This is a genomic window from Streptomyces boncukensis, from assembly GCF_011045075.1.
Lineage (GTDB): Bacteria > Actinomycetota > Actinomycetes > Streptomycetales > Streptomycetaceae > Streptomyces > Streptomyces boncukensis.
On the sequence record NZ_JAAKZZ010000071.1, the window covers coordinates 1 to 22,046 of the forward strand.

The following is a 22,046-nucleotide window of genomic DNA, read 5'->3' on the forward strand; positions in this document are numbered from 1 at the left end:
CCCCACCTCCGAGGCGCCGCCCGCAGCCCCCCAACCTCCCGCCAGCGGGGCGAAGAAGCAGGCCAAGGCGGCGGAGAAGAAGCGCGACCCGTTCTTCGACAACGCCAAGTACCTCACCATCGTGCTGGTCGGCATCGGGCACGCCTGGGATCCGCTGCGGCACGACAGCCGCACCGCCGAGGCGCTCTACTTCCTGATGTACACGTTCCATATGCCGGCGTTCATCGTCATCTCCGGCTACCTCTCGCGGAGTTTCGAGGGCAAGCCCAACCAGGTCAAGCGGCTCATCACCGGCGTGGCCGTCCCCTATGTCGCCATCCAGTTCGTCTATACGTTCTTCATGCGATGGGCCAACGACGACCCGGACCGCGAGTTCCACTTCCAGAACCCGGGGTTCGCGCTCTGGTTCCTCGTCGCGCTCTTCCTGTGGCGGCTCACCACCCCGATCTGGAAGAGCCTGCGCTGGCCGATGCCGGTCGCGCTGGGCATCGCGGTCGCCGCGAGCGTCACCCCCTCCATCGGCTCCGACCTGAACCTGATGCGGGTCGCGCAGTTCCTGCCGTTCTTCGTCCTCGGGCTGCAGCTGCGCCCCCACCACTTCCAGCTCGTCAAGCGGAAGCGGATGCGGCACATCGCGGTGCCCGTCACCCTCGCCGGCTTCGTCTTCGCCTACTGGGCCGTGCCGCGGATGAACAAGGCGTGGTTCCTGCACGACAAGTCGGCCGAGGAGATGGGCGTCCCCTCCTGGGTGGGCGCCGTCATGTACCTCGCGCTCTTCGGCTGCGGCCTGGTGATGACCGCCTGCTTCCTGTCCTGGGTGCCCCGCCGCCACATGTGGTTCACGGCGCTGGGCGCCGGAACGCTGTACGCGTATCTGCTGCACATCTTCCCCATCCAGGGCTCCCGCCAGTTCGACTGGTACGACATGGACTGGGTGGACCACCCGCTCAGCCGGGTGGCCATCACGGTGCTCGCCGGCGTGATGATGACGGTGCTGTGCACACCGTGGGTGACCAAGGTCTTCCGGTTCATGATCGAGCCGAGGATGGAGTGGTTCTTCAAGCGGGACGCCGCCGCGCTGGCACGGCAGCGGGAGGGGACGCCGGGGGCCGGCGGTGCGGGCCGCCCGTCCGGTTCCCACCGGCGCCCCCGCAAGACCCCCCGCGAGTGACACCGGACGCCCCCGAGGGGCGCCCCCCGCGTTCCGGATCGCCCCTCACAGGCCCAGCCGCCCCTCACAGACCCAGCAGGGCGCGGGCCACCAGGAAGTAGATGACCAGCCCTGTCGCGTCGACCAGGGTCGTCACCATGGGGGCCGACACCACCGCGGGGTCGATCCGGAACCGCTTGGCGAGCAGCGGCATCGTCCCGCCGACGGTCGCCGCCCAGGCACAGATGATCACCAGGGTGACGCCGACCACCGCCGCGATGTCCGGCCCCACGAAGATCGAGCCCAGCCCCAGTCCCAGGGCCGCCAGGATCAGCCCCAGCACCAGTCCCACCCGGCACTCCCGCCAGATGACGGCGAACAGGTCGGAGCCGCGCACCTCGCCGACCGCGAGCGCCCGCACGGCGGCGGTCGCCGCCTGCGCGCCGGTGTTGCCGCCGGTGCCGATGAGCAGCGGGATGAACATCGCCAGCTGGGTGACCTCCTCCAGGGTGCCCTCGAAGGCCCGCGTCACGGTCACCGTCAGCGTCGCGGCCAGCAGCAGGAGCAGCAGCCACACCACCCGGTAGCGGGCGAGCTGCCAGACGGAGGCGGCCATGTAGTGCCCCTCCCAGGGCGCCGAGCCGGACTGCCGGGCGACGTCCTCGGTGTCCGCCGCCTCGATCACCTCGACCGCGTCGTCGATGGTCAGCAGGCCGACCAGGCGGTCCTCGCTGTCCACGACCGGCAGGTCGAGGACGTTCGTCTCGCGCATCAGCCGCGCCGCGTCCTCCGCCGGGTCGGTCGCGTACGCGCGCGGCGCCTCGGTGACCACGAGGTCGGCGACCGTGCGGTCCGGCTCGCTCAGCACCAGTTCGCGCAGCTCGACCACGCCGGTGAGATGCCGGCCCGAGTCCACGACGGGCAGCGTGTACACCGTCTCCGCCTCGGCTCCGCGCGCCCGTACCCGCTGGAGCGCCCGCTCGACGGTGAGGTGCTGGTTGAGCGGCACCGTCTCCGGGGTCATATAGCGGCCGACCGAGCCCTCCGGGTAGCCGAGCAGGGCCGAGGTCACCCGGCGCTCGCGCGGGCTGAGGCCCGCGAGCACCCGCTGGGCGATCTTGGCGGGGGCCTCGCGGAGCATCCGGACCCGGTCGTCCGGGTCCATCGCCTCCACGACCTCCAGGAACGCGGAGTCCCGCAGGCCCATCAGAATGCCCTGCTGGTCGACCGGCTCCAGCTCCTCGAAGACGGAGATGGCCTGGTCCTTGGGGAGCAGCCGGAAGGCGATCACCGCATCGACGGTGTCCATCCGGGCCAGCTCGTCGGCGACCAGGTGCGGCGGGGTGGCGTCCAGCCAGCGCTGCGCCCCGGGCAGATCATGACGTTCCAGGGCATCCTGCAGACCGCCGGGCAGCTCGTCGGGCAGTTGGGCTTGCGTCATGACGGGGTCCTCGGCAGACGGATGAGCGGGGCGCGGAAGGGGCGCCCCGGTGGGTGCGGCACTTCTCGGGTGGCGCACCGCCCCCTTCGCCGGTCATCCGCCGGGGAACTGGCTACTCACGAGCGGCTGGGGGGACGGCGCCGGGGAGTGGTCGACTGGGAGGCTCGCTGCGCATGCCGCCACCTCCTCCTGTCCGGCTCCTGTCCCGGTACCGCCGCTGTGCTCCGGCCGTCCGCCAGGATACCCTCCCGGCCGCCCCGGGGCCGTCCCGGTGCGGCCGGGTCAGCGCTCCCGCAGCGCCGCCCGCGCCGGGAGCGCCGTGGACAGCAGCACCAGCGCCAGGATCGCGCCCGCGAACGCCGCGTACAGCCCCGGCGGGATATACGGGGCGGCGTCGAACAGGCCGCTGGTCATGGGGGTCAGGGTGGTGAGCGCGATGCCCGTGCCCAGCACCACGCCCGTGCACCCCACGAGCAGCGCCTCCCAGCGCACCATGCGCAGCACCTGCTGCCGCGTCGACCCGATCAGCCGCAGCATCCCCAGCTCCCGCCGCCGCTCGGCCACCGTCATCACCAGCGTGTTCGCGGCCGCCACCGCCGCGAACCCGGCGAGCACGAGGGCCATCGTCCGGTTCCCCCACGCGTTGACCGCCCGGTCCCGGTCCTGGGCCTGCGCGTATCCGTCCCGGTCCGCGACCTGTCCGAGCCCGCGCAGGGCGCGGGCGACCGCGGCCCCGTCGGCGCCCTTCCGCTCCCGCACCAGCAGCTCGCTGTCGTACGCCGCGGTGACATGCCCCGCCAGCGCTTCGCGCGGCAGGGTGACCGCGGCGAGCCCGGTGCCGCGCGTGTACAGCGCCACCACCTTCGGACGGGCCTTCGTGCCGTCCGGCAGCCGCAGCGCGATCCGGTCCCCCACCCCGACGCCGGCGGACCCGGCGAGGATCCGGTCGACGGCGACGGTGCCGCCGCGCGGCGAGCCCGCGGCGCCCAGCGCCGCCAGCGAGCCCTCGCGTACGTCGAGGTCCTGGACGGCGGCGAGCTTGCGCCCGCCGCCGCCCACGCCCTGCGCGTCCGCGGGCATGAGCAGCGACTCGCCGGCCGAGCGGACCTCGGCCAGCACCTGGGTGCGCAGCAGTCCGACGGCGCTCGCCACGCCCGGCGCCGACTCGGCGCGCGCGGCGGCCGTCACCGGCAGGCCGGCGTCCGCTCCGGCGGGTCCTGTGACGATGTGGTCGGCGGTCAGCCCCGCGCGCTGCTGGCGCTCCGCCTCGTGGTCCTCGCTGGTCTGCAGGAAGATCAGCGTCGAGCAGAAGGCCATGGCCAGGACGACGGGGGTCACCGCCGAGGCCAGCCGGCGGGCGTGCGCCCAGGAGTTCGCCGCCGCCAGCCCGGCGGCGGCGGAGCCCCCGCGCAGCGGCAGCCCGAACAGCCAGGCGCACAGCTTGGCCACGTACTGCCCGAGCAGCGCCACGGCCAGCATCAGGCACATCACGACGGCCAGCGCCAGGTTCGCCGCGTCCTCGCCGCCCTCGCCGGCGGCCAGCCGGGCGAGCGCCACTCCCCCGACCAGCGCGCCCAGCCCGAGGACGGTACGGACGATCCCCGGCCGGAACGGCTCGACGGCGGACTCGGCCAGCGCCTGGCCGGGCTTGATCTTCGCCGGGTGGCGGGCCGCCGTATAGCCCGCGAGCAGCGCGGTGCCGAGGACCGCGCCCACCGCGATGGCGAGCGGCGTGCCGGTGACGATCAGGTCCACACCCTCCGGTATCGCGTCGCGCGACCGCAGCTCGCCGAACCACCAGCGGGCCAGCGCGATCCCGGGCAGCGTGCCGACGGCCCCGGCCAGCGGCGCCACACACAGCGCCTCGGTGGCGATCGAGCGGCGGATCTGCCGCGGGGTGGCGCCGATGGCACGCAGCAGCGCGAAGTCACGGCGCCGCTGCGCGACGGAGAGCGCGACGGTGCCCGCCGCGGTGAAGACGGCCGTCAGCGCGGCGATGCCGCCGAAGGAGAAGCCGAGGGCCTGGAGCGTCTCCTTGGCGTAGCCGATCCCGGCGTCCTCCGCCTCGCCCCGGCCGTCGCCGGTGTGCACCCGCAGCCCGGCGCCCCGCACCGGGTCCAGCTTCCGCAGGGACGCGGCGACCGCGCCGGCGTCGGCGCCCCGCTCCGGGAAGACGGCGAGCGCGTCGACCCGCCCCGGGTGCCCGGAGAGGGCCCCCGCGCGCCGGTCGGTGAACCAGATGCCGTCGCCGCCCCGCTCCGCGACCCCGCTGACCCGGAAGGCGCGGGCGCCCTGCGGGGTGGTGAGGGTGAGGCGGCTGCCGGCGTCCAGGCGCAGCGTCCGGGCTGTGGCAGCGCCCACCACGGCCTCGGAGTCCGTACGGGGCGGGCTCCCGGTCCGCAGCCCGGTGCCGGTGAAGGCGGTGGAGGCCCAGCCGTGCCCGGTGAGCCCGGTGTCGCCGTGGCGTATGGGGAAGGTGAGGTCGGGTACAGCGCGTGCGACTCCGGTGACTCCGGTGACCGCGCGCCGCGCCGCCGCCGCGTCCAGCCGCGCCCGGTCCGGCACCAGATCGCCGGCGGTGTCCTCGCGGTTCTCGCCCTTGCCGGTGGAGAAGTGCGCCCGCTGGTCGGCCGTGACGACGATGGGGGCGCCCGCGTACCGCTCCGGCGGTGCGGAGGCGCGCAGCCCGGTCTCGGCGAGGATACCGCAGGCGGAGATGATCAGCGCGGCGGTGGCGAGCGCGACGAACGTGCCGGCGAACGAGACGGGTTTGAAGCGCAGCGCGGCGCGGGCGAGGCCGTTGGGAGCGAAGCCGCGCGCGCTCACGGCATCTCCTGGTTCGCTTCTCCGCCCGCACGGCGGAGTGCGGGTTTCGTGGTCATGCGCGGTCCGGCTGCCGCGCGTGCGTCGCTCACGCCGCCACCGCCGCACCGGCACCGGCGCGGGGGTCCCGCGCCTGGGCCGCGCGGGAGGTGAGGTCCGCCATCCGGGCCGCGATGCGGTCGGCGGCGTCCCGCGCGCCGCAGTCGCCGTACCGCTCCAGGCTGCCGGCGAAGGCGCCGTCCGCCAGGAAGAGCACCCGGTCCGCCCAGGCGGCGGCCGCCGGGTCGTGGGTGACCATCACCACGGTGGCGCCGAGGCCGTCCACGGCGTGCCGCAGCAGCCCCAGGACCTCGGCCGCCGTGGCGGTGTCCAGGGCTCCCGTCGGCTCGTCGGCGAAGACCACCTCGGGCGCGGTGACCAGGGCGCGGGCCAGCGCCACACGCTGCTGCTGGCCGCCGGACATCTCGTGCGGGCGCCGCTTGGCGTAGTCCGCCAGCCCCACCTGGCCCAGCACCTCGGCGGCGCGCCGCCGGTCGGGGCGGTGTCCCGCCAGCCGCATCGGCAGCAGCACGTTCTGCTCCACGGTGAGCGAGGGCAGCAGGTTGAACGCCTGGAAGACGAAACCGAGGCGGGTGCGGCGCAGCGCCGTCAGCTTGTTCTCGTTCAGCGCCGTGATCTCCGTGCCGCCCAGCCGGACGGTGCCGGAGGTGGGGCGGTCGAGTCCGGCGGAGCACTGCAGGAACGTGGACTTGCCCGAGCCGGACGGGCCCATGACGGCGGTGAAGCTGCCGTACGGGAGCACGAGGTCGATACCGCGCAGGGCGTGCACCGCGCGCTGGGCGCTGCGCGGGCCGCGCAGGCGGCCGTAGCGGCGGGTGACACCGCGCAGTTCCACGGCGCAGCGCCCCCGCGTGTGCGCCGTGTGCTCCGCGCCGGCCGTGTCATCGCGCTTCGAGCGCAGCCCCATGGGTGAGTCCGCCTTTCCGGCTGTCCGGCTGTCGCCGTGGTCCGTTCCCCTGCTCACCCCGAACGTACGGAGCGGGGATCTCGGGAACCATGGAGGCTGCTGGCGAAGGGGGGTGGGGAAAACCCCCGGCCGGGCTCCCGGATCGGGCATGCCCGGCATCGGGGCTGGGCCGGGACTGCCCCTGACGGTACGTCGCAGGGTGCGGCTGCGTCGTCCTTGCGCGCGCAGTTCCCCGCGCCCCTGAGGCGCCCCTTCGGGGCGCTAGTCGCGGCAGATCAGCAGCAGCGCTCTGTCGTCGTTGACGTCGCGGGCCACCGACTCGATCAGATGCCAGGCCGCGCCGTGGAACCCGGAGGTGACATAGCGGTCGGCCTCACCGGTGAGCCGGTCGATCCCCTCGGTCAGGTCCCGCTCGGCCGTCTCCACGAGCCCGTCCGTGAAGAGCATCAGCACGTCCCCGCGGCGCAGCGTCCCCTTCGCGGGGTCGAACTGGGCGCCGTCGTAGACGCCCAGCAGCGGCCCCTCGCCGGCCTTCTCCTCCCACTTGCCGCTGCCCGCGTGCAGCTGCATCGCGGGCACATGGCCCGCGGACAGCAACTCGTAGTCCCCGCTGTCGAGGTCCAGGATGAGGTGGACGGAGGTGGCGAAGCCCTCGTCCCAGGACTGGCGCAGCAGGTAGCCGTTGGCGGCGGGCAGGAAGGAGTGCGGGGGCAGCGAGCCGAGCAGCCCGCCGAAGGCGCCGGACAGCAGCAGGGCGCGGGAGGCCGCGTCCATCCCCTTGCCCGAGACGTCGGTGAGGACGACTTCCAGGGTGCGGTTGCGGTGCCCGGTGCGGGCCGCGACCACGAAGTCGCCGGAGAAGGACTGCCCGCCCGCGGGCCGCAGCGCCATCTCGCGGTGCCAACCGGACGGCAGCTTGGGCAGCTTGCTCTGTACCCGAATTCGCTCCCGCAGGTCGAAGAGCATCGTGCCGCCCCGCCGCCAGGGCACTCCGACCCGGCTGCGGAACTGCGCGACCAGCAGTCCGGACAGCCCGGCCGCTGCCACCACCAGGATGGTGCCCGGCGTGACCCGCCCCGCGCCGTCGTCGTACGGTCCCAGCATCGCCGACTCGACCATCAGCGCGATGGCGGCAGCGGCGTACAGCGCGAGCAGGCTGGCGGGGCGGAGGAGCAGCCCGCCCGCGATGATCGGCAGTACCAGGGCCTCCGGCGCGCACCACAGCGGCGTCAGCACGGTGGTGACGGTGAGCACCGGCACGGTGAGCAGCAGACCGGCGAAGGCGACCCAGTCGGACGCGCCGCCGCGGAAGTAGTCAACGGCGGCTCTGCGCAGGCCCGTCCGCACCCGGTGCAGTGCTTTGTGGGCACGGTGCGTCCGGGCCGTCGAGGGTGAGGGTCCCGCGCGCCGTTCCGCCATGTTCCGGGACCTTATCCACCCGTTCGGTGGCACGTCGATTCCCGGCGCGCCGCCCGTCCGGGGCAGGCTGTGCAAACGCACGTGCAGGCGCTCGCGCACGCGTCGAAAACCGTTCGCCGGGCCCGAAGTGCGCTGGTAGGGATGGATGTATGACAACCGATCTCCGTCAGGTCCACCCGTCTGAGTGGGACAGCTGGTACGGCAAACTGCTGAGCGCGTTCGCGGAGCCGGAGACCCCCGAAGAGCGCGCGGTGTCCAGGGATCTGACCGAGCTGGACCGCACGCTGGGGCTGTGGGAGGACGGCGATCCGGTCGCCACGGCCGGGCTGTTCTCGTTCCGGATGACCGTCCCGGGCGGTGCCGCGGTGCCGACGGCGGGCGTGACCATGGTGAGCGTGGCGCCGACGCACCGCAGGCGCGGCGTGCTGCGCTCGATGATGCGGCGTCAGTTGGACGACGTCCGCGCGGCGGGCGCCGAGCCGCTGGCCGCGCTGACGGCTTCGGAACCGGCCATCTACAGCCGGTTCGGCTACGGCCTGGCGACCCGTGAGCTCCTCGCCGACATCGACACCAGCCGGGTGGCGCTGACCGTGCCCGAGGGCGCGGACGCCGTACGGCTGCGGCTGGTGGAGGACCCGGCGTCGGTCCTCGATGTGTGCGAGTCCGTGTACGCGCGGGTGGTGCCCACCCGCCCCGGGATGCTCGCCCGGCGGCCCGGCTGGGAGCACCGGATGGTGCTCGACCCGGAGCGCAAGCGGGAGGGCGCCGCACCGCTGCGCTGCGTGCTGGCCGAGCGGGACGGCGAGACCGTGGGGTATGCGCGCTACGCCGTCAAGCCCGGCTGGAGCGACCGCGAAGTGCCCCGGGGCGCGGTGCTGCTGCGCGATCTGGAAGCGCTGGACGAGGCCGCGTACGGCGCCCTGTGGCGGTTCCTCTTCGATATCGACCTCGCGCCGAGCCTGCGGCTGGACGGCCGCCCGGTCGACGACCCCTGGCAGCACATGGTCAGCGACATCCGGCGCTGCGGGATGTTCACGAACGACGGGCTGTTCCTCCGCCCGGTGGACGTGGGCGCCGCGCTGGCCGCCCGGACGTACGCGGCGCCCGTGGACGTCGTCTTCGGGGTGGAGGACGGCTTCTGCGCGTGGAACACCGGACGCTGGCGGCTCTCCGGTGACCCGAAGGGCGCGGTGTGCGAGCGCACCCGGGATCCCGCGGACCTCACGCTGTCCGTACGGGAGCTGGGCGAGGTCTATCTGGGCGGCACCTCGCTGTCCGCGCTGGCGCGCGCCGGGCGGGTGCGGGAGGAGCGCCCCGAGCGGGGTGCGCTGCGCGAGGCCGCGGTGGCGTTCCTCAGCGAGACCGCCCCCTGGCTCCCGCACGGCTTCTGAGCCCCCCTGCGGGGCGCCCATACGTCGACGTCCGGAGATCCATCAGAAGGGCCCTAGCGGGCCTGGCAGGTGGGGCACCAGAAGAGGTTGCGGCCGGCCAGTTCGGCGGTGCGCACCTGCGCGCCGCACAGATGGCAGGGCCGGCCGGCGCGGCGGTAGACGTACACCTCGCCGCCGTGGTCGTCCACCCGCGGCGGACGGCCCATGGCCTCGGGGGTGTGCTCGGCGCGCACGGTGTCGATGCGGCCGGTGCGGACGCCCTCGGGCATCAGCGCTGCCAGGTCGCCCCAGAGCGCGTCCCACTCGGCGCGCGTCAGATCGCGTCCCGCGCGGTACGGGTCGATGCCGTGCCGGAAGAGCACCTCGGCGCGGTAGACGTTGCCGACGCCGGAGACGACCTTCTGGTCCATCAGCAGCGCCGCGACCGTGGTCCTGCTGCGGGAGATCCGGGCCCAGGCCGCCTCCGGGTCGGAGGCGGCGCGCAGCGGGTCGGGGCCGAGCCGGTCGTGCACGGCCCGCTTCTCGCCGTCCGTGACCAGCCGGCAGCGGGTGGGGCCGCGCAGGTCGCCGTAGTCGGCGTCCGTGGCCAGCCGCAGCCGCACCTGGCCGACGGGGGCCGGCGCGGGGCCCGTGCCGAAGCGGAGGGTGCCGTAGAGGCCGAGGTGGATGTGGACCCAGCCCGCGGGGCCGAAGCCGAGGAAGAGGTGCTTGCCGTGCGCCTCGGCCGCGGTCAGCCGCTGGCCGTCGAGGAGGGCCGCGCCGTCCGCGAACTTGCCCTGCGGGCTGCCGGCGCGCACCCGGCGCCCCCGGAAGCGGTCGCCGCACTGACCGGCCAGCCGGTGCAGCGTATGCCCTTCGGGCACCCTCAGTCCTGGGGGTGGTGGGCCGGGATCGCGGGGAGCTCGCGGGTCTTCTCGTAGTCGCTCAGCATCCGGATCCGGCGGACGTGCCGCTCGCCCTGCGAGAACGGGGTGTTGACGAAGGTCTCCACGAACCGCACCGCCTCCTCGGCGGTGTGCATCCGCGCGCCGACGCTCACCACGTTGGCGTCGTTGTGCTCCCGCGCCAGCGCGGCCGTCTCCTCGCTCCAGGCGAGGGCGCAGCGCACGCCCTCCACCTTGTTCGCGGCCATCTGCTCGCCGTTGCCCGAGCCGCCGACGACGATGCCCAGGGAGCCGCTGTCCGCCGCGGTGCGCTCGGCGGCGCGCAGGCAGAAGGGCGGGTAGTCGTCGTCGGCGTCGTAGAGGTGCGGGCCGCAGTCCACGGGCTCGTGGCCCGCGGACTCCAGCCATGCGGCGAGGTGGTTCTTGAGTTCGTAACCGGCGTGATCGGAGCCGAGGTAGACGCGCATGGCGGGAGTCTATGACGCGGGCGGCCGGCTCATCGCCGGGAGCCCGCCGCCTTCCACACGGCCGGCAGGGCACCCATCGCGAGCGCGGCCTTGAGCGCGTCGCCGAACAGGAACGGCACCAGCCCGGCGGAGACGGCCTGGCCGAGGGACATGCCGGTGGCGGCGGCGAGGTAGGGCACGCCGACGGCGTAGGTGACGACCGTCCCGACCGCCATCGTCCCGGCCGTGCGGAAGGCGCCCCGGTCCCCGCCGCGCCGCGCGAGCGTGCCGACCACGGCGGCGGCGAGCAGCATGCCCAGGACGTAGCCGAGGGACGGCATCGCCGCCCCGGACTGGCCCTCCGCGAACCACGGCATCCCGGCCATGCCCGCGAGCAGGTAGAGGGCCAGCGAGAGGAAGCCGCGTCCGGCGCCCAGGCCGACGCCGACCAGCAGCGCGGCGAAGGTCTGCCCGGTGACCGGGACCGGGGAGCCGGGGACCGGCACCGAGAGCTGGGCCGCGGCGCCGGTGAGGGCCGCACCGCCGACGACGAGAGCTATCTCACGCGCGCGGGCGCGCGCGGCGCTGGTCGCGGGCAGCAGGTCGGCGAGCACGGCTCCCGGGCGGGGCGTGACGGCGGCGGAAGTCAGGGCACTCATCGGGGACTCCGTCTGGTGGCGCGTTGGGTGGTCGTATCGGACCCGACGCTAGCCGACCGCGCGGGGAATCCGATCGTGAGGTTCGTGACACAGCACACGCCCGGCCGATGTCCGCATGCCGGAATGCGATGCACGATTATTGCCGTAGCGGGGGGCGGCTGCCGAAACTGATCGGTGCACAACAACTTGTCCCCGCACCTCACCATCAGGAACGGCCACCTATGACGCGTACCGACACCTCCCGTGCGCCCTCCCCGGACCAGGGATCCGACGACGCCGGGAGCGGCCAGCCCGCGCTCTCGCACGGCTTGAAGCAGCGCCATCTTTCCATGATCGCCCTCGGGGGCGTCATAGGGGCCGGGCTCTTCGTGGGCTCGGGCGCCGGGATCGCCGCCGCCGGCCCCTCCATCGTGCTCGCCTACGCGGCCTCCGGCCTGCTGGTCATGCTGGTCATGCGGATGCTCGGCGAGATGTCGGCGGCGCGCCCGGCCTCCGGCTCGTTCTCGGTGCACGCGGAGCGGGCGCTGGGGCCGTGGGCGGGCTTCGCGGCCGGCTGGATCTTCTGGGTGCTGCTGTGCGTCGCCATCGCGACCGAGGCGACGGCCGCGGCGAACATCATGACGGGCTGGCTCCCCGACACCTCGTCGTGGATGTGGGTCGCGCTGTTCATGCTGGTCTTCTGCGCCTCGAACCTCGCCGCCGTGCGCAACTTCGGCGAGTACGAGTTCTGGTTCGCCGCGCTGAAGGTGCTGGCGATCGTGGCGTTCCTGGTGCTGGGCATCCTGGCGATCGCCGGGCTGCTGCCGGGGACGGACGCGCCGGGCTCCAGCAATCTCACGGGCCACGGCGGGTTCTTCCCGAACGGCACGGACGGGCTGATCGTCGGGCTGCTCGCCTCCGTCTTCGCCTACGGCGGGCTGGAGACGGTGACCATCGCGGCGGCCGAGTCCGAGCGCCCCGTCTCGGGCGTCGCCAAGGCGGTGCGCACGGCCATGTGGCGGATCGCGATCTTCTACGTCGGCTCCATGCTGGTGATCGTCACGCTGATCCCGTGGGGCGACAAGGACCTGCTGACCGGGCCGTACGCCGCCGTACTGGACTACATCGGCATCCCGGCCGCGGCCGAGATCATGAACGTGGTGGTGCTGGTGGCGCTGCTGTCGGCCATGAACGCCAATATCTACGGCGCCTCGCGGATGTCGTTCTCGCTGGTGGAGCGCGGCGAGGGCCCGGCCCTCCTCAAGCGCCTCAGCGCGAGCGGGGTGCCGCGCCACGCGGTCGTCGCCTCGTCGTTCTTCGGCTTCGTGGCGGTGCTGCTGAACTACTTCTGGGAGGAGACGGTCTTCCGCTGGCTGCTGAACATGGTCGGCGCCGCCGTCCTGGTCGTGTGGGGCTTCATCGCCGCCTCGCAGCTCGTGAACCGGTACCGGCTGGAGCGGGAGGAACCCGAGAAGCTGGTGATACGCATGTGGCTGTTCCCGGGGCTGACCATCGTGGCGCTGCTGGGCATCGCGGCCGTGCTGCTGCTGATGCTGCGCGAGAGCGACACCCGTACCCAGCTCGCCTGTACGGCGGGGCTGACGGTGGTGCTGGCAGCCGTCGGCTACGCCCGCCAGCGGCTGCGGGGAGCGGGAGAGAGCTGACCGTCCGATGCAGAGCGCGCCCCTGACGGGGCGCCAGACGCGTGGCCGGCACGGAAGCGGAGCGGTTCCCTCGCGGGGCCGCTCCGCTTCGTTGTGAGCAGTTGCTGCTACCTTCTTCCTGCAAGTAATGTGCAATAACGCGCGAGCGAAGGGCGAGCACATGGCCATCTACACACTGCCTGAGCTGCCGTACGACTACTCCTCCCTGGAGCCGGTCATCAGCGGCGAGATCATCGAGCTGCACCATGACAAGCACCACGCCGCGTATGTGAAGGGCGCGAACGACACCCTGGAGCAGCTCGCCGAGGCCCGCGACAGGGACCAGTGGGGCTCCATCAACGGCCTGGAGAAGAACCTCGCCTTCCATCTGTCCGGGCACATCCTGCACACCATCTACTGGCAGAACATGACCGGTGACGGTGGCGGTGAGCCGCTGGAGGCGGACGGGACGGGCGAGCTGGCCGACGCCATCGCCGAGTCGTTCGGCAGCTTCGCCAAGTTCAAGGCCCAGCTCTCCAAGGCCGCGGCCACCACGCAGGGCTCGGGCTGGGGCGTGCTGGCCTACGAACCGGTGACCGGGCGCCTCATCGTCGAACAGGTCTACGACCACCAGGGCAACGTCGGGCAGGGCTCGGTGCCGATCCTGGTCTTCGACGCCTGGGAGCACGCCTTCTACCTGCAGTACCGCAACCAGAAGGTGGACTTCGTCGAGGCGATGTGGCGCGTCGTGAACTGGCAGGACGTGGCGGCCCGCTACACGGCCGCCCGGCAGCGCGCCAACAACCTGCTGCTGGCGCCGTAGGCACAGGCGCAGGTGCGGCCGCGGTGGCCGTCCGGACTCCGCTCCTCGTGATCGTCTTCTCACCCTTCACGGGAGCGGGCAGGAGAGGGGCCCTGTGTGGACGTGACACACAGGGCCCCTCGGACACGGGCCCCCGGACGTGAGGGGTCAGTCGAAGACCGGGTCCCGGTCGCGGGTGCGCTTGAGCTCGAAGAAGCCCGGCGTGGAGGCCACCATCAGCGTGCCGTCCCACAGCCGCGCCGCGGCCTCGCCCTTGGGCGACGGGGTGACCACGGGCCCGAAGAACGCGATCTGCTCGCCGTCCGGGCCGGGCACGGCGATCACCGGGGTGCCAACGTCCTCGCCCATCAGGGTGATGCCCTCCTTGTGCGAGGCCCGCACCGCGCTGTCGTACGCGTCGGTGTCCGCGGCGTCGGCGAGGCTCGCCGGGAGCCCGACCTCCTCCAGCGCGGCCTCGATGACGTCCCGGCCGCGGCCCAGGCGCTGGTTGTGCGTCCGGGTGCCGAGCGCGGTGTAGAGCGGGCCGAGCACCTCGCTGCCGTGCTGCTGCTCAGCCGCGACGCAGACGCGGACCGCCCCGTGCCCCTGCTGCACGAGCTCGCTGTACCACTCGGGGAGCTCGTCCAGCCTGTTCTCGTTGAGTACCAACAGACTCATGACATGCCACCGGACCTCGACCGGCCGCACCTTCTCCACCTCCAGCATCCAGCGTGATGTCAGCCAGGCCCAGGGGCAGGCGGGGTCGAACCAGAAGTCAGCGGGGGTCTTTTCCAACACGTGTTCTCCTCAGTACGCGCGTGGCGCTTCCCGGCCACGGCAAACGATAGGCGTCTGAGCGCCGGAACGCCGTCCCCTGCGGTCCCCTTCCCCGGTGTGCCGCCTCAGCGGCACGTGCGATCCTGAGCGGCGTCGTTCATGTTGCGGAACGGACTCAAGACACGCCGAAGGACGAGGGAGTCGCGCTGTGCCCGGAGAGAACCTGACCCGCGAGGAGGCCCGCAGCCGGGCCGCACTGCTGACGGTCCGCGGGTACGACGTCGCCCTGGATCTGAGCGCGGCGACGGGCCCACCGCCCTCCGAAGGAGCGCGCACCTTCCGCTCCACCACCACCATCCGGTTCGACTGCGCGGAGGAGGGCGCCACCAGCTTCGCCGACCTGCTCGCACCGCATGTGCACTCGGTCCGGCTGAACGGCGAGTCGCTGCGGGTCGACGAGGTGTTCGACGGCAGCCGCATCACCCTTCCCGGGCTGCGCGCCGAGAACGAGGTGACGATCGACGCCCAGTGCGCCTACAGCCGCACCGGCGAGGGGCTGCACCACTTCCTCGACCCGGAGGACGGCGAGGTCTACCTCTATACGCAGTACGAACCGGCCGACGCGCGCCGCGTCTTCGCCAACTTCGAGCAGCCCGACCTGAAGGCCCCGTTCGACTTCACGGTCACCGCCCCGGCCGGCTGGCTGGTGCTCAGCAACGGCGCGCGGAAGGGCGAGCCGAGGCCGCTGGAGAGCGGCTGCGCGGTGTGGCGGTTCGAGCGCACCCCGCCCATCTCGACGTACATCACGGCGGTCGTCGCCGGGCCGTACCACTATGTGACCGACAGCTACCGCCGCACACTGCCGGACGGGACACAGCTGGAGGTCCCGCTGGGCGCGCTGTGCCGCAAGGGCCTGGCCCCGCACTTCGACCCGGACGACATCTTCACCGTCACCAAGCAGGGCCTGGACTTCTTCCACGACCACTTCGACTTCCCCTACCCCTTCGGGAAGTACGACCAGGCGTTCGTCCCGGAGTACAACCTGGGCGCCATGGAGAACCCGGGCTGCGTCACCTTCCGCGAGGAGTCCGTCTTCCGCGGCAAGGTCACCGAGGCGTCGTACGAGGGCCGGGCCAACGTCATCCTGCACGAGATGGCGCACATGTGGTTCGGCGACCTGGTCACCATGGAGTGGTGGGACGACCTGTGGCTGAAGGAGTCCTTCGCGGACTTCATGGGCGCCTTCGCGCTCGTCGGCGCCACCCGCTTCACGGGCGGCTGGATCACCTTCGCCAACCGCCGCAAGTCCTGGGCGTACCGCGCGGACCAGCTGCCCTCCACCCACCCGATCACGGCCGACATCCGCGACCTGCAGGACGCCAAGCTCAACTTCGACGGCATCACCTACGCCAAGGGCGCCGCCGTCCTCAAGCAGCTGGTGGCCTACGCCGGGCAGGACGCCTTCCTGGAGGGCGCCCGCCGCTACTTCAAGCGGCACGCCTGGGGCAACACCCGGCTGGAGGACCTGCTGGCGGCGCTGGAGGAGACCTCCGGGCGGGACATGGCCGGGTGGGCGAAGGCGTGGCTGCAGACCGCCGGGGTGAACACCCTCGCCCCGCAGCTCACCTACGACGAGCGGGGCCGCATCACCGAGGTCGCCGTCCTCCAGGAGGCGCCCTCCTCCACGCTGCGCCCGCACCGGATCGCCGTCGGGCTCTACCGCCGCGACCCGGCCACCGGCGCCCTGGAGCGGTACGCCCGCGCCGAGGCCGACGTCACCGGCGCCCGGACGTCCGTCCCGGAGCTGGCCGGAGGCGAGCGGCCCGACCTGGTGCTGGTCAACGACGACGACCTCACCTACTGCAAGATCCGCTTCGACGAGCCCTCGCTGGACACCCTCCGCGAGCACCTGGGCGACGTGACCGACCCCCTCGCCCGCGCCCTGTGCTGGTCCGCGCTGTGGAACCTCACCCGGGACGGGCTGATGCCCGCGCGGGACTTCATCGGCCTGGTGCTGCGCTTCGCGGGCGACGAGACGGAGATCGGCGTGCTGCAGATGCTGCACGCGCAGGCCCGGCAGGCGCTCACCATGTACACCGCGCCCGAGTGGCGCGAGGAGGGCGCCGTCCTGCTGTCCCAGGGGGCCGTCACCGAGCTGCGCCGCGCGGAGCCGGGCAGCGGGCACCAGCTGGCCTGGGCCCGCTTCCTGGCCGCCGTGGCGAGCGGCGAGCGCGAGCTGCGGCTGCTGCAGGGGCTGCTGGCCGGTACGGCGCGGATCGACGGGCTGGATGTCGACCAGGAGCTGCGCTGGACGTTCCTGGAGCCGCTGGCGGCCGAGGGGCTCGCGGACGAGGCGGTGCTGAGGGCCGAGCTCGACCGGGACGACACCGCCTCCGGCAAGCGGCACCAGGTCCGCTGCCTGGCGGCCCGGCCGTCCGCTGCGGTCAAGGCCCAGGCGTGGGCCTCGGTGGTGGAGTCCGACCGGCTGTCCAACGCGCTGGTCGAGGCCACCATCGCGGGCTTCGCACAGCCGGGGGCCGCGCAGCGGGAGCTCACCGCGCCGTACGCGGCGCGCTACTTCGAGGTCATCGAGGAGGTCTGGGCCGAGCGGTCGATCGAGATCGCGATGGATGTGGTGCGCGGGCTGTATCCCGCGCTGCAGACCTCGCGGGCCACGCTGGAGGCGACGGACGCCTGGCTCGAAGCGCACGAGGCGGCGCCGCCCGCCCTCCGCCGCCTGGTGCTGGAGGCCCGCGACGACCTGGCGCGCGCCCTGGCGGCCCAGCGCACGGACGCGGGGCGGTTCTGAAGGAGAGCTGAGGGCGAGGAGGGCGGCGCCCGGGGCGGGCCACGGGGTCAGGCCACGAACGGGAGGACGGAGCCGTCTCTACGGGCCTGGAGCCAGCGGCGGTACGCCTCGCTGCTCCAGGCCACCTCCTCGTACGCCGCGCGCAGCTCCGCGAACACCGCCTCGCCCTCCGCGCCCAGGCCCCACCCGGCGCGGAACGCCACCATCAGGCGCACCCCGAGGGGGTCGCCGCGCAGCGGACGGATGGCCATCCCGGGGCGCGGCCGGGACGTCGGCTGGCAGGGGGTGACCACCTCCCCGGCGGCGACCAGGTCGGCGGCCGTCAGATAGTCGCCGTACGCCACCCGCGGGTCCAGCCCGGCCTCGGTGAAGACCCGGCGCAGCCCGTCCCAGTCGCCGTCCACGGACGGGTCGACCATCCACTGGTCGCCGGCCAGGTCGGCCAGGCTGGGCGCGGACCGCGCGGCGGCGGGGTGGGTGACGGGCAGCGCCACGAACTGCGGTTCGCGGTGCACCAGGACCCGCATCTCCACCCCGTCCGGCACCCGCAGCGGCGACCCCTCGACCTCGTGCACGAAGACGGCGTCCAGCTGGTTGGACGCGACCATGCGCAGCAGGGTGTTCGCGGAGACGTCGGACTGGAAGGTGATGTCGGTGTCCGGCAGCCGCGCGTGCAGCCGGCGCAGCCAGCCGGGCACCGCGCGGCTCCCGGTACTGCCGACGCGCAGCCTGGGCTCTCCCCCGGCCGCGCCCTGGCCCGCCGCGTCCCGCGCCTCCGAGATGAGCGTGGTCATCTGCGCCACGATCGGCCGGGCGCGGGTGAGGACGGTGCGGCCCAGCGGCGTCGGCCTGCTCCCGGTCCGCTCGCGGGAGAAGAGCTGCCCGCCGATGGCCTGCTCGATGCGGCGGAGCTGCGTCGTCAGGGACGGCTGCGTCATGCCCAGCTGGCGGGCGGCCTTGTGCACGCTGCCCGTGTCAGCGATCGCACACAGCGCACGAAGGTGCCTCACTTCGAGCTCCACAGGCCGGAGCATAACGGCGGCCGCGCACGTCACACCAGATAGCACACCAGACGGCGCAGCGCCCCGAACGTCCTGCACACATCGGGTGATGGGGTCGTGCTATCGCCGAATGGCATCATTCCGCCGGGCCCCGGTCTCGCACAGACTCTGCGGCAGCAGCAGTCCATTCCTAGCGACCGGTGCCGCCCCCACGCGCCTCCCCACACCCCACCACCGCGGTCGCCGGTCGTATGGACAACGAAGGAGACCCCCCATGAAACTCCGCAAGACGGCTCTTTCCGCGGCTGTCGGCTTCGGCCTGGCAGCGACCCTGGGGATCGGAGCGGTGCCCGCCTCGGCGTCCGCTCCCTCCGCTCCCTCCGGCTCCTCCGCTCCTTCCGCCGACGCGCCCTCGGTCCAGGGCTACACCGGCGAGAACAGCGAGATGAACCAGAAGTTCTTCAAGTTCATCGTCAAGGAGGCCCTCAAGAAGCAGGCCGAGAAGCCGGGGATCCAGCAGGTCACGGTCACCTACTCGGCCAGCCGCGCGCCCTCGTTCCGCAGCGAGATAAACCGCAGCACCCAGGTGTGGAACTCGGCGGTCAGCAACGTCCAGCTCAGAGAGGGCAGCGGCGCCTCGTTCGACTACCGCGAGGGCAACGACCGGCGCGGCTCGTACGCGTACACCGACGGGCGGGGCAACGGCTACATCTTCCTCGACTACCGGCAGAACCAGCAGTACTACTCGCCGCGCGTCGTCTCGCACGAGACCGGCCACGTGCTCGGCCTGCCGGACAACTACTCGGGGCCCTGCTCCGAGCTGATGTCCGGCGGCGGTCCGGGGACGTCCTGCCGCAACGACCAGCCGAACGCGAACGAGCGCGCGCGGGTCGACCGGATCTGGGCCAACGGTGTCGCCGAGGTCGCCTTCGACAAGGTGGCCTTCGGCAAGTAGACCCGTCCGCCCTTCAGGGGCAGCCCCGCTCCCGGGCCGTGCCGGGAGCGGGGCTGCCTCCACTGCGGGCTGCCGGGCCGCCGAGCTGCCGGGCTACCGGGCTGCTGCCGCCTCGTCCGCAGCGCGGGCCCGCAGGGCGCGTTCGACGCCCGCGCGGGACTCCGTCACCAGGCGCCGCAGCGCCGGGGCCGGGTCCGCCTCGGCCAGCCACGCGTCCGTGGCGTCCAGGGTGTCCTGGGACACCTGGAGCGCCGGGTAGAGCCCCACGGCGACCTGCTGGGCCATCTCGTGGCTGCGCTCCTCCCAGATGTCCTTGACGGCCGCGAAGTACCGCGCGGTGTACGGGGCGAGCAGCTCGCGCTGGTCCGTCTGCACGAAGCCGCCGATGACGGCCTCCTGGACCGCGTTGGGCAACGTGTCGCGCTCCACGACCGACGCCCACGCCTCCGCCTTCGCCTCGGGCGTGGGCCGGGCCGCGCGCGCCGCCGCGGCGTGCCGCTCGCCCGCCGAGGTCGCGTCCCGCTCCAGCTCGGCGGCGATCTCCGGCTCGTCGGCGCGGCCGGTGGCGGCGAGCCGCGCCAGCAGCGCCCAGCGCAGCTCGGTGTCCACCGCCAGTCCCTCGATCGTCTCCGCGCCGCTGAGCAGCCCGGCGAGCAGGTCCAGCTGCGCTTCCGTACGGGCGGCGGCCGCGAAGGCGCGGGCCCAGGCCAGCTGGTGGTCGCCGGCGGGCTCGGCGGCCCGCAGGTGCTCCAGCGCCGCCTCCGCCCAGCGCGCCAGGCCGGTCTGCCGCCAGGCGGGCGCCGCGTACAGGTCCAGGGCGAGCTTGACCTGGCGCTGGACGGTCTGGACGACGCCGATGTCGGACTCCTTGCCGATGCCGGACAGCGCCAGGTCCAGGTAGTCGCGCGCGGCCATCTCGCCGTCCCGCGTCATGTCCCAGGCGGAGGCCCAGCACAGGGCGCGCGGGAGGGAGTCGGCGAAGTCGCCCAGGTGCCGGGTGACGGCGGACAGCGAGGCCGGGTCGAGGCGGACCTTGGCGTAGGTGAGGTCGCCATCGTTGAGCAGCACGACGGCGGGGCGCTCGCGGCCCGCCGGCAGCGGCACCTCGGTCAGCTCGCCGTCGACGTCCAGCTCGATCCGGTCGGTGCGGACCAGCTTGCCGTCCCGCAGGTCGTAGCAGCCGACGGCGAGGCGGTGCGGGCGCAGCGTCGGGGCGCCCTGGGCGCCCGCGGGGAGGGCCGGGGCCTCCTGGCGGATGGCGAGCGAGGTGAGGGAGCCGTCCGCGCCGGTGGTGATCTCGGGGCGCAGGATGTTGATCCCGGCGGTCTCCAGCCACGCCGTCGACCAGGTCTTCAGGTCGCGCCCCGAGGTCTCCTCCAGGGCTTCCAGCAGGTCGTCCAGCCGGGTGTTGCCCCACTCGTGGCGCTTGAAGTAGGCCCGCACGCCCTGGAAGAACTCGTCCATGCCGACGTAGGCGACCAGCTGCTTGAGGACGGAGGCGCCCTTGGCGTAGGTGATGCCGTCGAAGTTGACCAGCACGTCGTCCAGGTCGCGGATGTCCGCCATGATCGGGTGGGTGGACGGGAGCTGGTCCTGGCGGTACGCCCAGGTCTTCATCTGGTTGGCGAAGCTGGTGAAGGCGTCCGGCCAGCGGCTGCCGGGGGCGTACGCCTGGCAGGCGACGGAGGTGTAGGTGGCGAACGACTCGTTCAGCCACAGGTCGTTCCACCACTCCATGGTGACCAGGTCGCCGAACCACATGTGGGCCAGCTCGTGCAGGATGGTCTCGGCCCGGCCCTCGTAGGCGGCGTCGGTCACCTTGGAGCGGAAGACGTACTGGTCGCGGATGGTGACCGCGCCCGCGTTCTCCATGGCCCCGGCGTTGAACTCGGGGACGAAGAGCTGGTCGTACTTCTCGAAGGGGTAGGGGTAGTCGAACTTCTCCTGGAACCAGTCGAAGCCCTGCCGGGTCACCTCGAAGATCGCGTCCGCGTCCAGGTACTCGGCGAGGGAGGGGCGGCAGTAGATGCCGAGCGGCACGCTGCGCCCCTCGCCCTCCCAGCTGCTGTGCACGGAGTGGTACGGGCCGACGATGAGCGCCGTGATGTAGCTGGAGATCCGGGGGGTGGGGGCGAACCGCCAGACGTTGTCGCGGGGCTCGGGCGTCGGGGAGTTGGAGATCACCGTCCAGCCCTCGGGGGCCGTCACGGTGAACTGGAAGGCGGCCTTGAGGTCCGGCTGCTCGAAGCTGGCGAACACCCGGCGCGCGTCGGGCACCTCGAACTGGGTGTAGAGGTACGCCTGGCCGTCCACCGGGTCGACGAAGCGGTGCAGCCCCTCGCCGGTGTTGGTGTACGCGCAGTCGGCGACCACCCGCAGCTCGTTGCGCCCCGCGAGCAGTCCGTCCAGGGCGATCCGGGAGTCCGCGAAGGCGGCGGCCGGGTCGCGGGCCTCCCCGTTCAGCGTGATCTCGTGCACGGCGGGCGCGACGAGGTCGATGAAGGTGTCGGCCCCGGAGTCGGCGCAGTCGAAGACGACCGTGGTGACCGAGCGGAAGGTCCCCCCTTGCTGCGCACCGCTCAGGTCCAGCTCGATCACGTACGAGTCCACGCTGAGCAGCCGCGACCGCTCCCGGGCCTCCCCGCGCGTCAGATTGGTGCCAGGCACTTGGTGATCTCCCCACTCTCGCCGATCTCGGTGGTGCTGTCCGGGTCCAGTGTCCCGTGACCCCTCCCATCCTCCCGCACGCGGTTGTGCTGCCCGGCGGCCGCCGTTACGGCGCTGTTCAGGCCGGGGCCATCCGAGCTGCCAAGTCTTCCGGTGGGAGCAGCAGGAGACACCGGGAGAGCGCATGCGCAGCAGGCACCCCGCCGACCGCAGTGAACCCCACCGCACCGGCC

Annotated in this window: 16 protein-coding genes; 6 read left to right on the plus strand and 10 right to left on the minus strand. The window is 73.1% G+C overall.

The genetic code is table 11. The annotated features are described in order from the left end of the window. Window positions 1–1,171 (plus strand): acyltransferase family protein (locus tag G5C65_RS09950; RefSeq protein ID WP_206441455.1); only part of this gene is annotated, 1,171 nt, incomplete at its 5' end. 64 nt (window positions 1,172–1,235) lie between these two features. Here the strand turns inward: G5C65_RS09950 and mgtE are convergent. The 4 genes from mgtE to G5C65_RS09970 all read right to left on the minus strand — a co-directional run bounded on the left by mgtE (window position 1,236) and on the right by G5C65_RS09970 (window position 7,800). Next, window positions 1,236–2,591, minus strand: a complete 1,356-nt coding sequence (gene mgtE, locus G5C65_RS09955; protein ID WP_165298373.1) for a magnesium transporter — start codon at window positions 2,589–2,591, stop codon at window positions 1,236–1,238. Window positions 2,592–2,873: 282 nt separating this feature from the next. Then, window positions 2,874–5,417, minus strand: a complete 2,544-nt coding sequence (locus G5C65_RS09960; RefSeq protein ID WP_165298374.1) for an FtsX-like permease family protein — start codon at window positions 5,415–5,417, stop codon at window positions 2,874–2,876. A gap of 85 nt (window positions 5,418–5,502) precedes the next feature. Next, the gene (locus G5C65_RS09965; protein WP_165298388.1) at window positions 5,503–6,381 is read right to left on the minus strand and encodes an ABC transporter ATP-binding protein; all 879 of its coding nucleotides are present in this window, start codon (window positions 6,379–6,381) and stop codon (window positions 5,503–5,505) included. A gap of 261 nt (window positions 6,382–6,642) precedes the next feature. After that, entirely contained in the window at window positions 6,643–7,800 is a 1,158-nt protein-coding gene (locus G5C65_RS09970; RefSeq protein WP_165298375.1) for a PP2C family protein-serine/threonine phosphatase, read from the minus strand. A 149-nt stretch (window positions 7,801–7,949) separates the two neighbouring features. Here G5C65_RS09970 and G5C65_RS09975 point away from each other — a divergent pair, with 149 nt between their 5' ends. Then, window positions 7,950–9,191 (plus strand): GNAT family N-acetyltransferase, encoded by a 1,242-nt coding sequence (locus G5C65_RS09975; RefSeq protein WP_165298376.1) that lies wholly within the window; start codon window positions 7,950–7,952, stop codon window positions 9,189–9,191. Between the two features lie 53 nt (window positions 9,192–9,244). Here the strand turns inward: G5C65_RS09975 and G5C65_RS09980 are convergent, their stop codons facing one another. Genes G5C65_RS09980 through G5C65_RS09990 form a run of 3 tightly spaced genes read right to left on the minus strand, consistent with a single transcriptional unit; the run spans window position 9,245 to window position 11,180 of the window. Continuing rightward, entirely contained in the window at window positions 9,245–10,054 is an 810-nt protein-coding gene (locus G5C65_RS09980; RefSeq protein WP_165298377.1) for an Fpg/Nei family DNA glycosylase, read from the minus strand. 2 nt (window positions 10,055–10,056) lie between these two features. Then, window positions 10,057–10,542, minus strand: a complete 486-nt coding sequence (locus tag G5C65_RS09985; RefSeq protein WP_165298378.1) for a ribose-5-phosphate isomerase — start codon at window positions 10,540–10,542, stop codon at window positions 10,057–10,059. A gap of 29 nt (window positions 10,543–10,571) precedes the next feature. Then, window positions 10,572–11,180, minus strand: a complete 609-nt coding sequence (locus tag G5C65_RS09990; RefSeq protein WP_165298379.1) for a biotin transporter BioY — start codon at window positions 11,178–11,180, stop codon at window positions 10,572–10,574. A 221-nt stretch (window positions 11,181–11,401) separates the two neighbouring features. Between G5C65_RS09990 and G5C65_RS09995 the strand changes: the two genes are divergently transcribed. Together G5C65_RS09995 and G5C65_RS10000 are read left to right on the plus strand one after the other, a co-directional pair. Further along, window positions 11,402–12,823, plus strand: coding sequence for an amino acid permease (locus tag G5C65_RS09995; protein WP_165298380.1), 1,422 nt, complete (start codon window positions 11,402–11,404; stop codon window positions 12,821–12,823). A 160-nt stretch (window positions 12,824–12,983) separates the two neighbouring features. Further along, window positions 12,984–13,625, plus strand: a complete 642-nt coding sequence (locus G5C65_RS10000; RefSeq protein WP_165298381.1) for a superoxide dismutase — start codon at window positions 12,984–12,986, stop codon at window positions 13,623–13,625. 147 nt (window positions 13,626–13,772) lie between these two features. Here the strand turns inward: G5C65_RS10000 and G5C65_RS10005 are convergent, their stop codons facing one another. Next, window positions 13,773–14,402 (minus strand): mycothiol-dependent nitroreductase Rv2466c family protein, encoded by a 630-nt coding sequence (locus G5C65_RS10005; protein ID WP_165298382.1) that lies wholly within the window; start codon window positions 14,400–14,402, stop codon window positions 13,773–13,775. Between the two features lie 187 nt (window positions 14,403–14,589). On the opposite strand from G5C65_RS10005, the gene pepN (G5C65_RS10010) reads away from it, so the two are divergent. Next, entirely contained in the window at window positions 14,590–17,190 is a 2,601-nt protein-coding gene (gene pepN, locus G5C65_RS10010; RefSeq protein WP_165298383.1) for an aminopeptidase N, read from the plus strand. A gap of 47 nt (window positions 17,191–17,237) precedes the next feature. On the opposite strand, the gene G5C65_RS10015 is transcribed toward pepN (G5C65_RS10010), so the two are convergent. Continuing rightward, the gene (locus tag G5C65_RS10015; protein ID WP_165298384.1) at window positions 17,238–18,224 is read right to left on the minus strand and encodes a LysR family transcriptional regulator; all 987 of its coding nucleotides are present in this window, start codon (window positions 18,222–18,224) and stop codon (window positions 17,238–17,240) included. A gap of 241 nt (window positions 18,225–18,465) precedes the next feature. Between G5C65_RS10015 and snpA the strand changes: the two genes are divergently transcribed. Beyond that, on the plus strand, window positions 18,466–19,146 hold the full coding sequence (gene snpA, locus G5C65_RS10020) for a snapalysin (RefSeq protein WP_165298385.1): 681 nt from the start codon (window positions 18,466–18,468) through the stop codon (window positions 19,144–19,146). Window positions 19,147–19,239: 93 nt separating this feature from the next. Here the strand turns inward: snpA and pepN (G5C65_RS10025) are convergent, their stop codons facing one another. After that, window positions 19,240–21,813 carry an aminopeptidase N gene (pepN, locus tag G5C65_RS10025; RefSeq protein WP_165298386.1) on the minus strand — a complete coding sequence of 858 codons (2,574 nt, stop codon included), beginning with the start codon at window positions 21,811–21,813 and terminating at the stop codon, window positions 19,240–19,242. Between the last annotated feature and the right edge of the window lie 233 nt (window positions 21,814–22,046).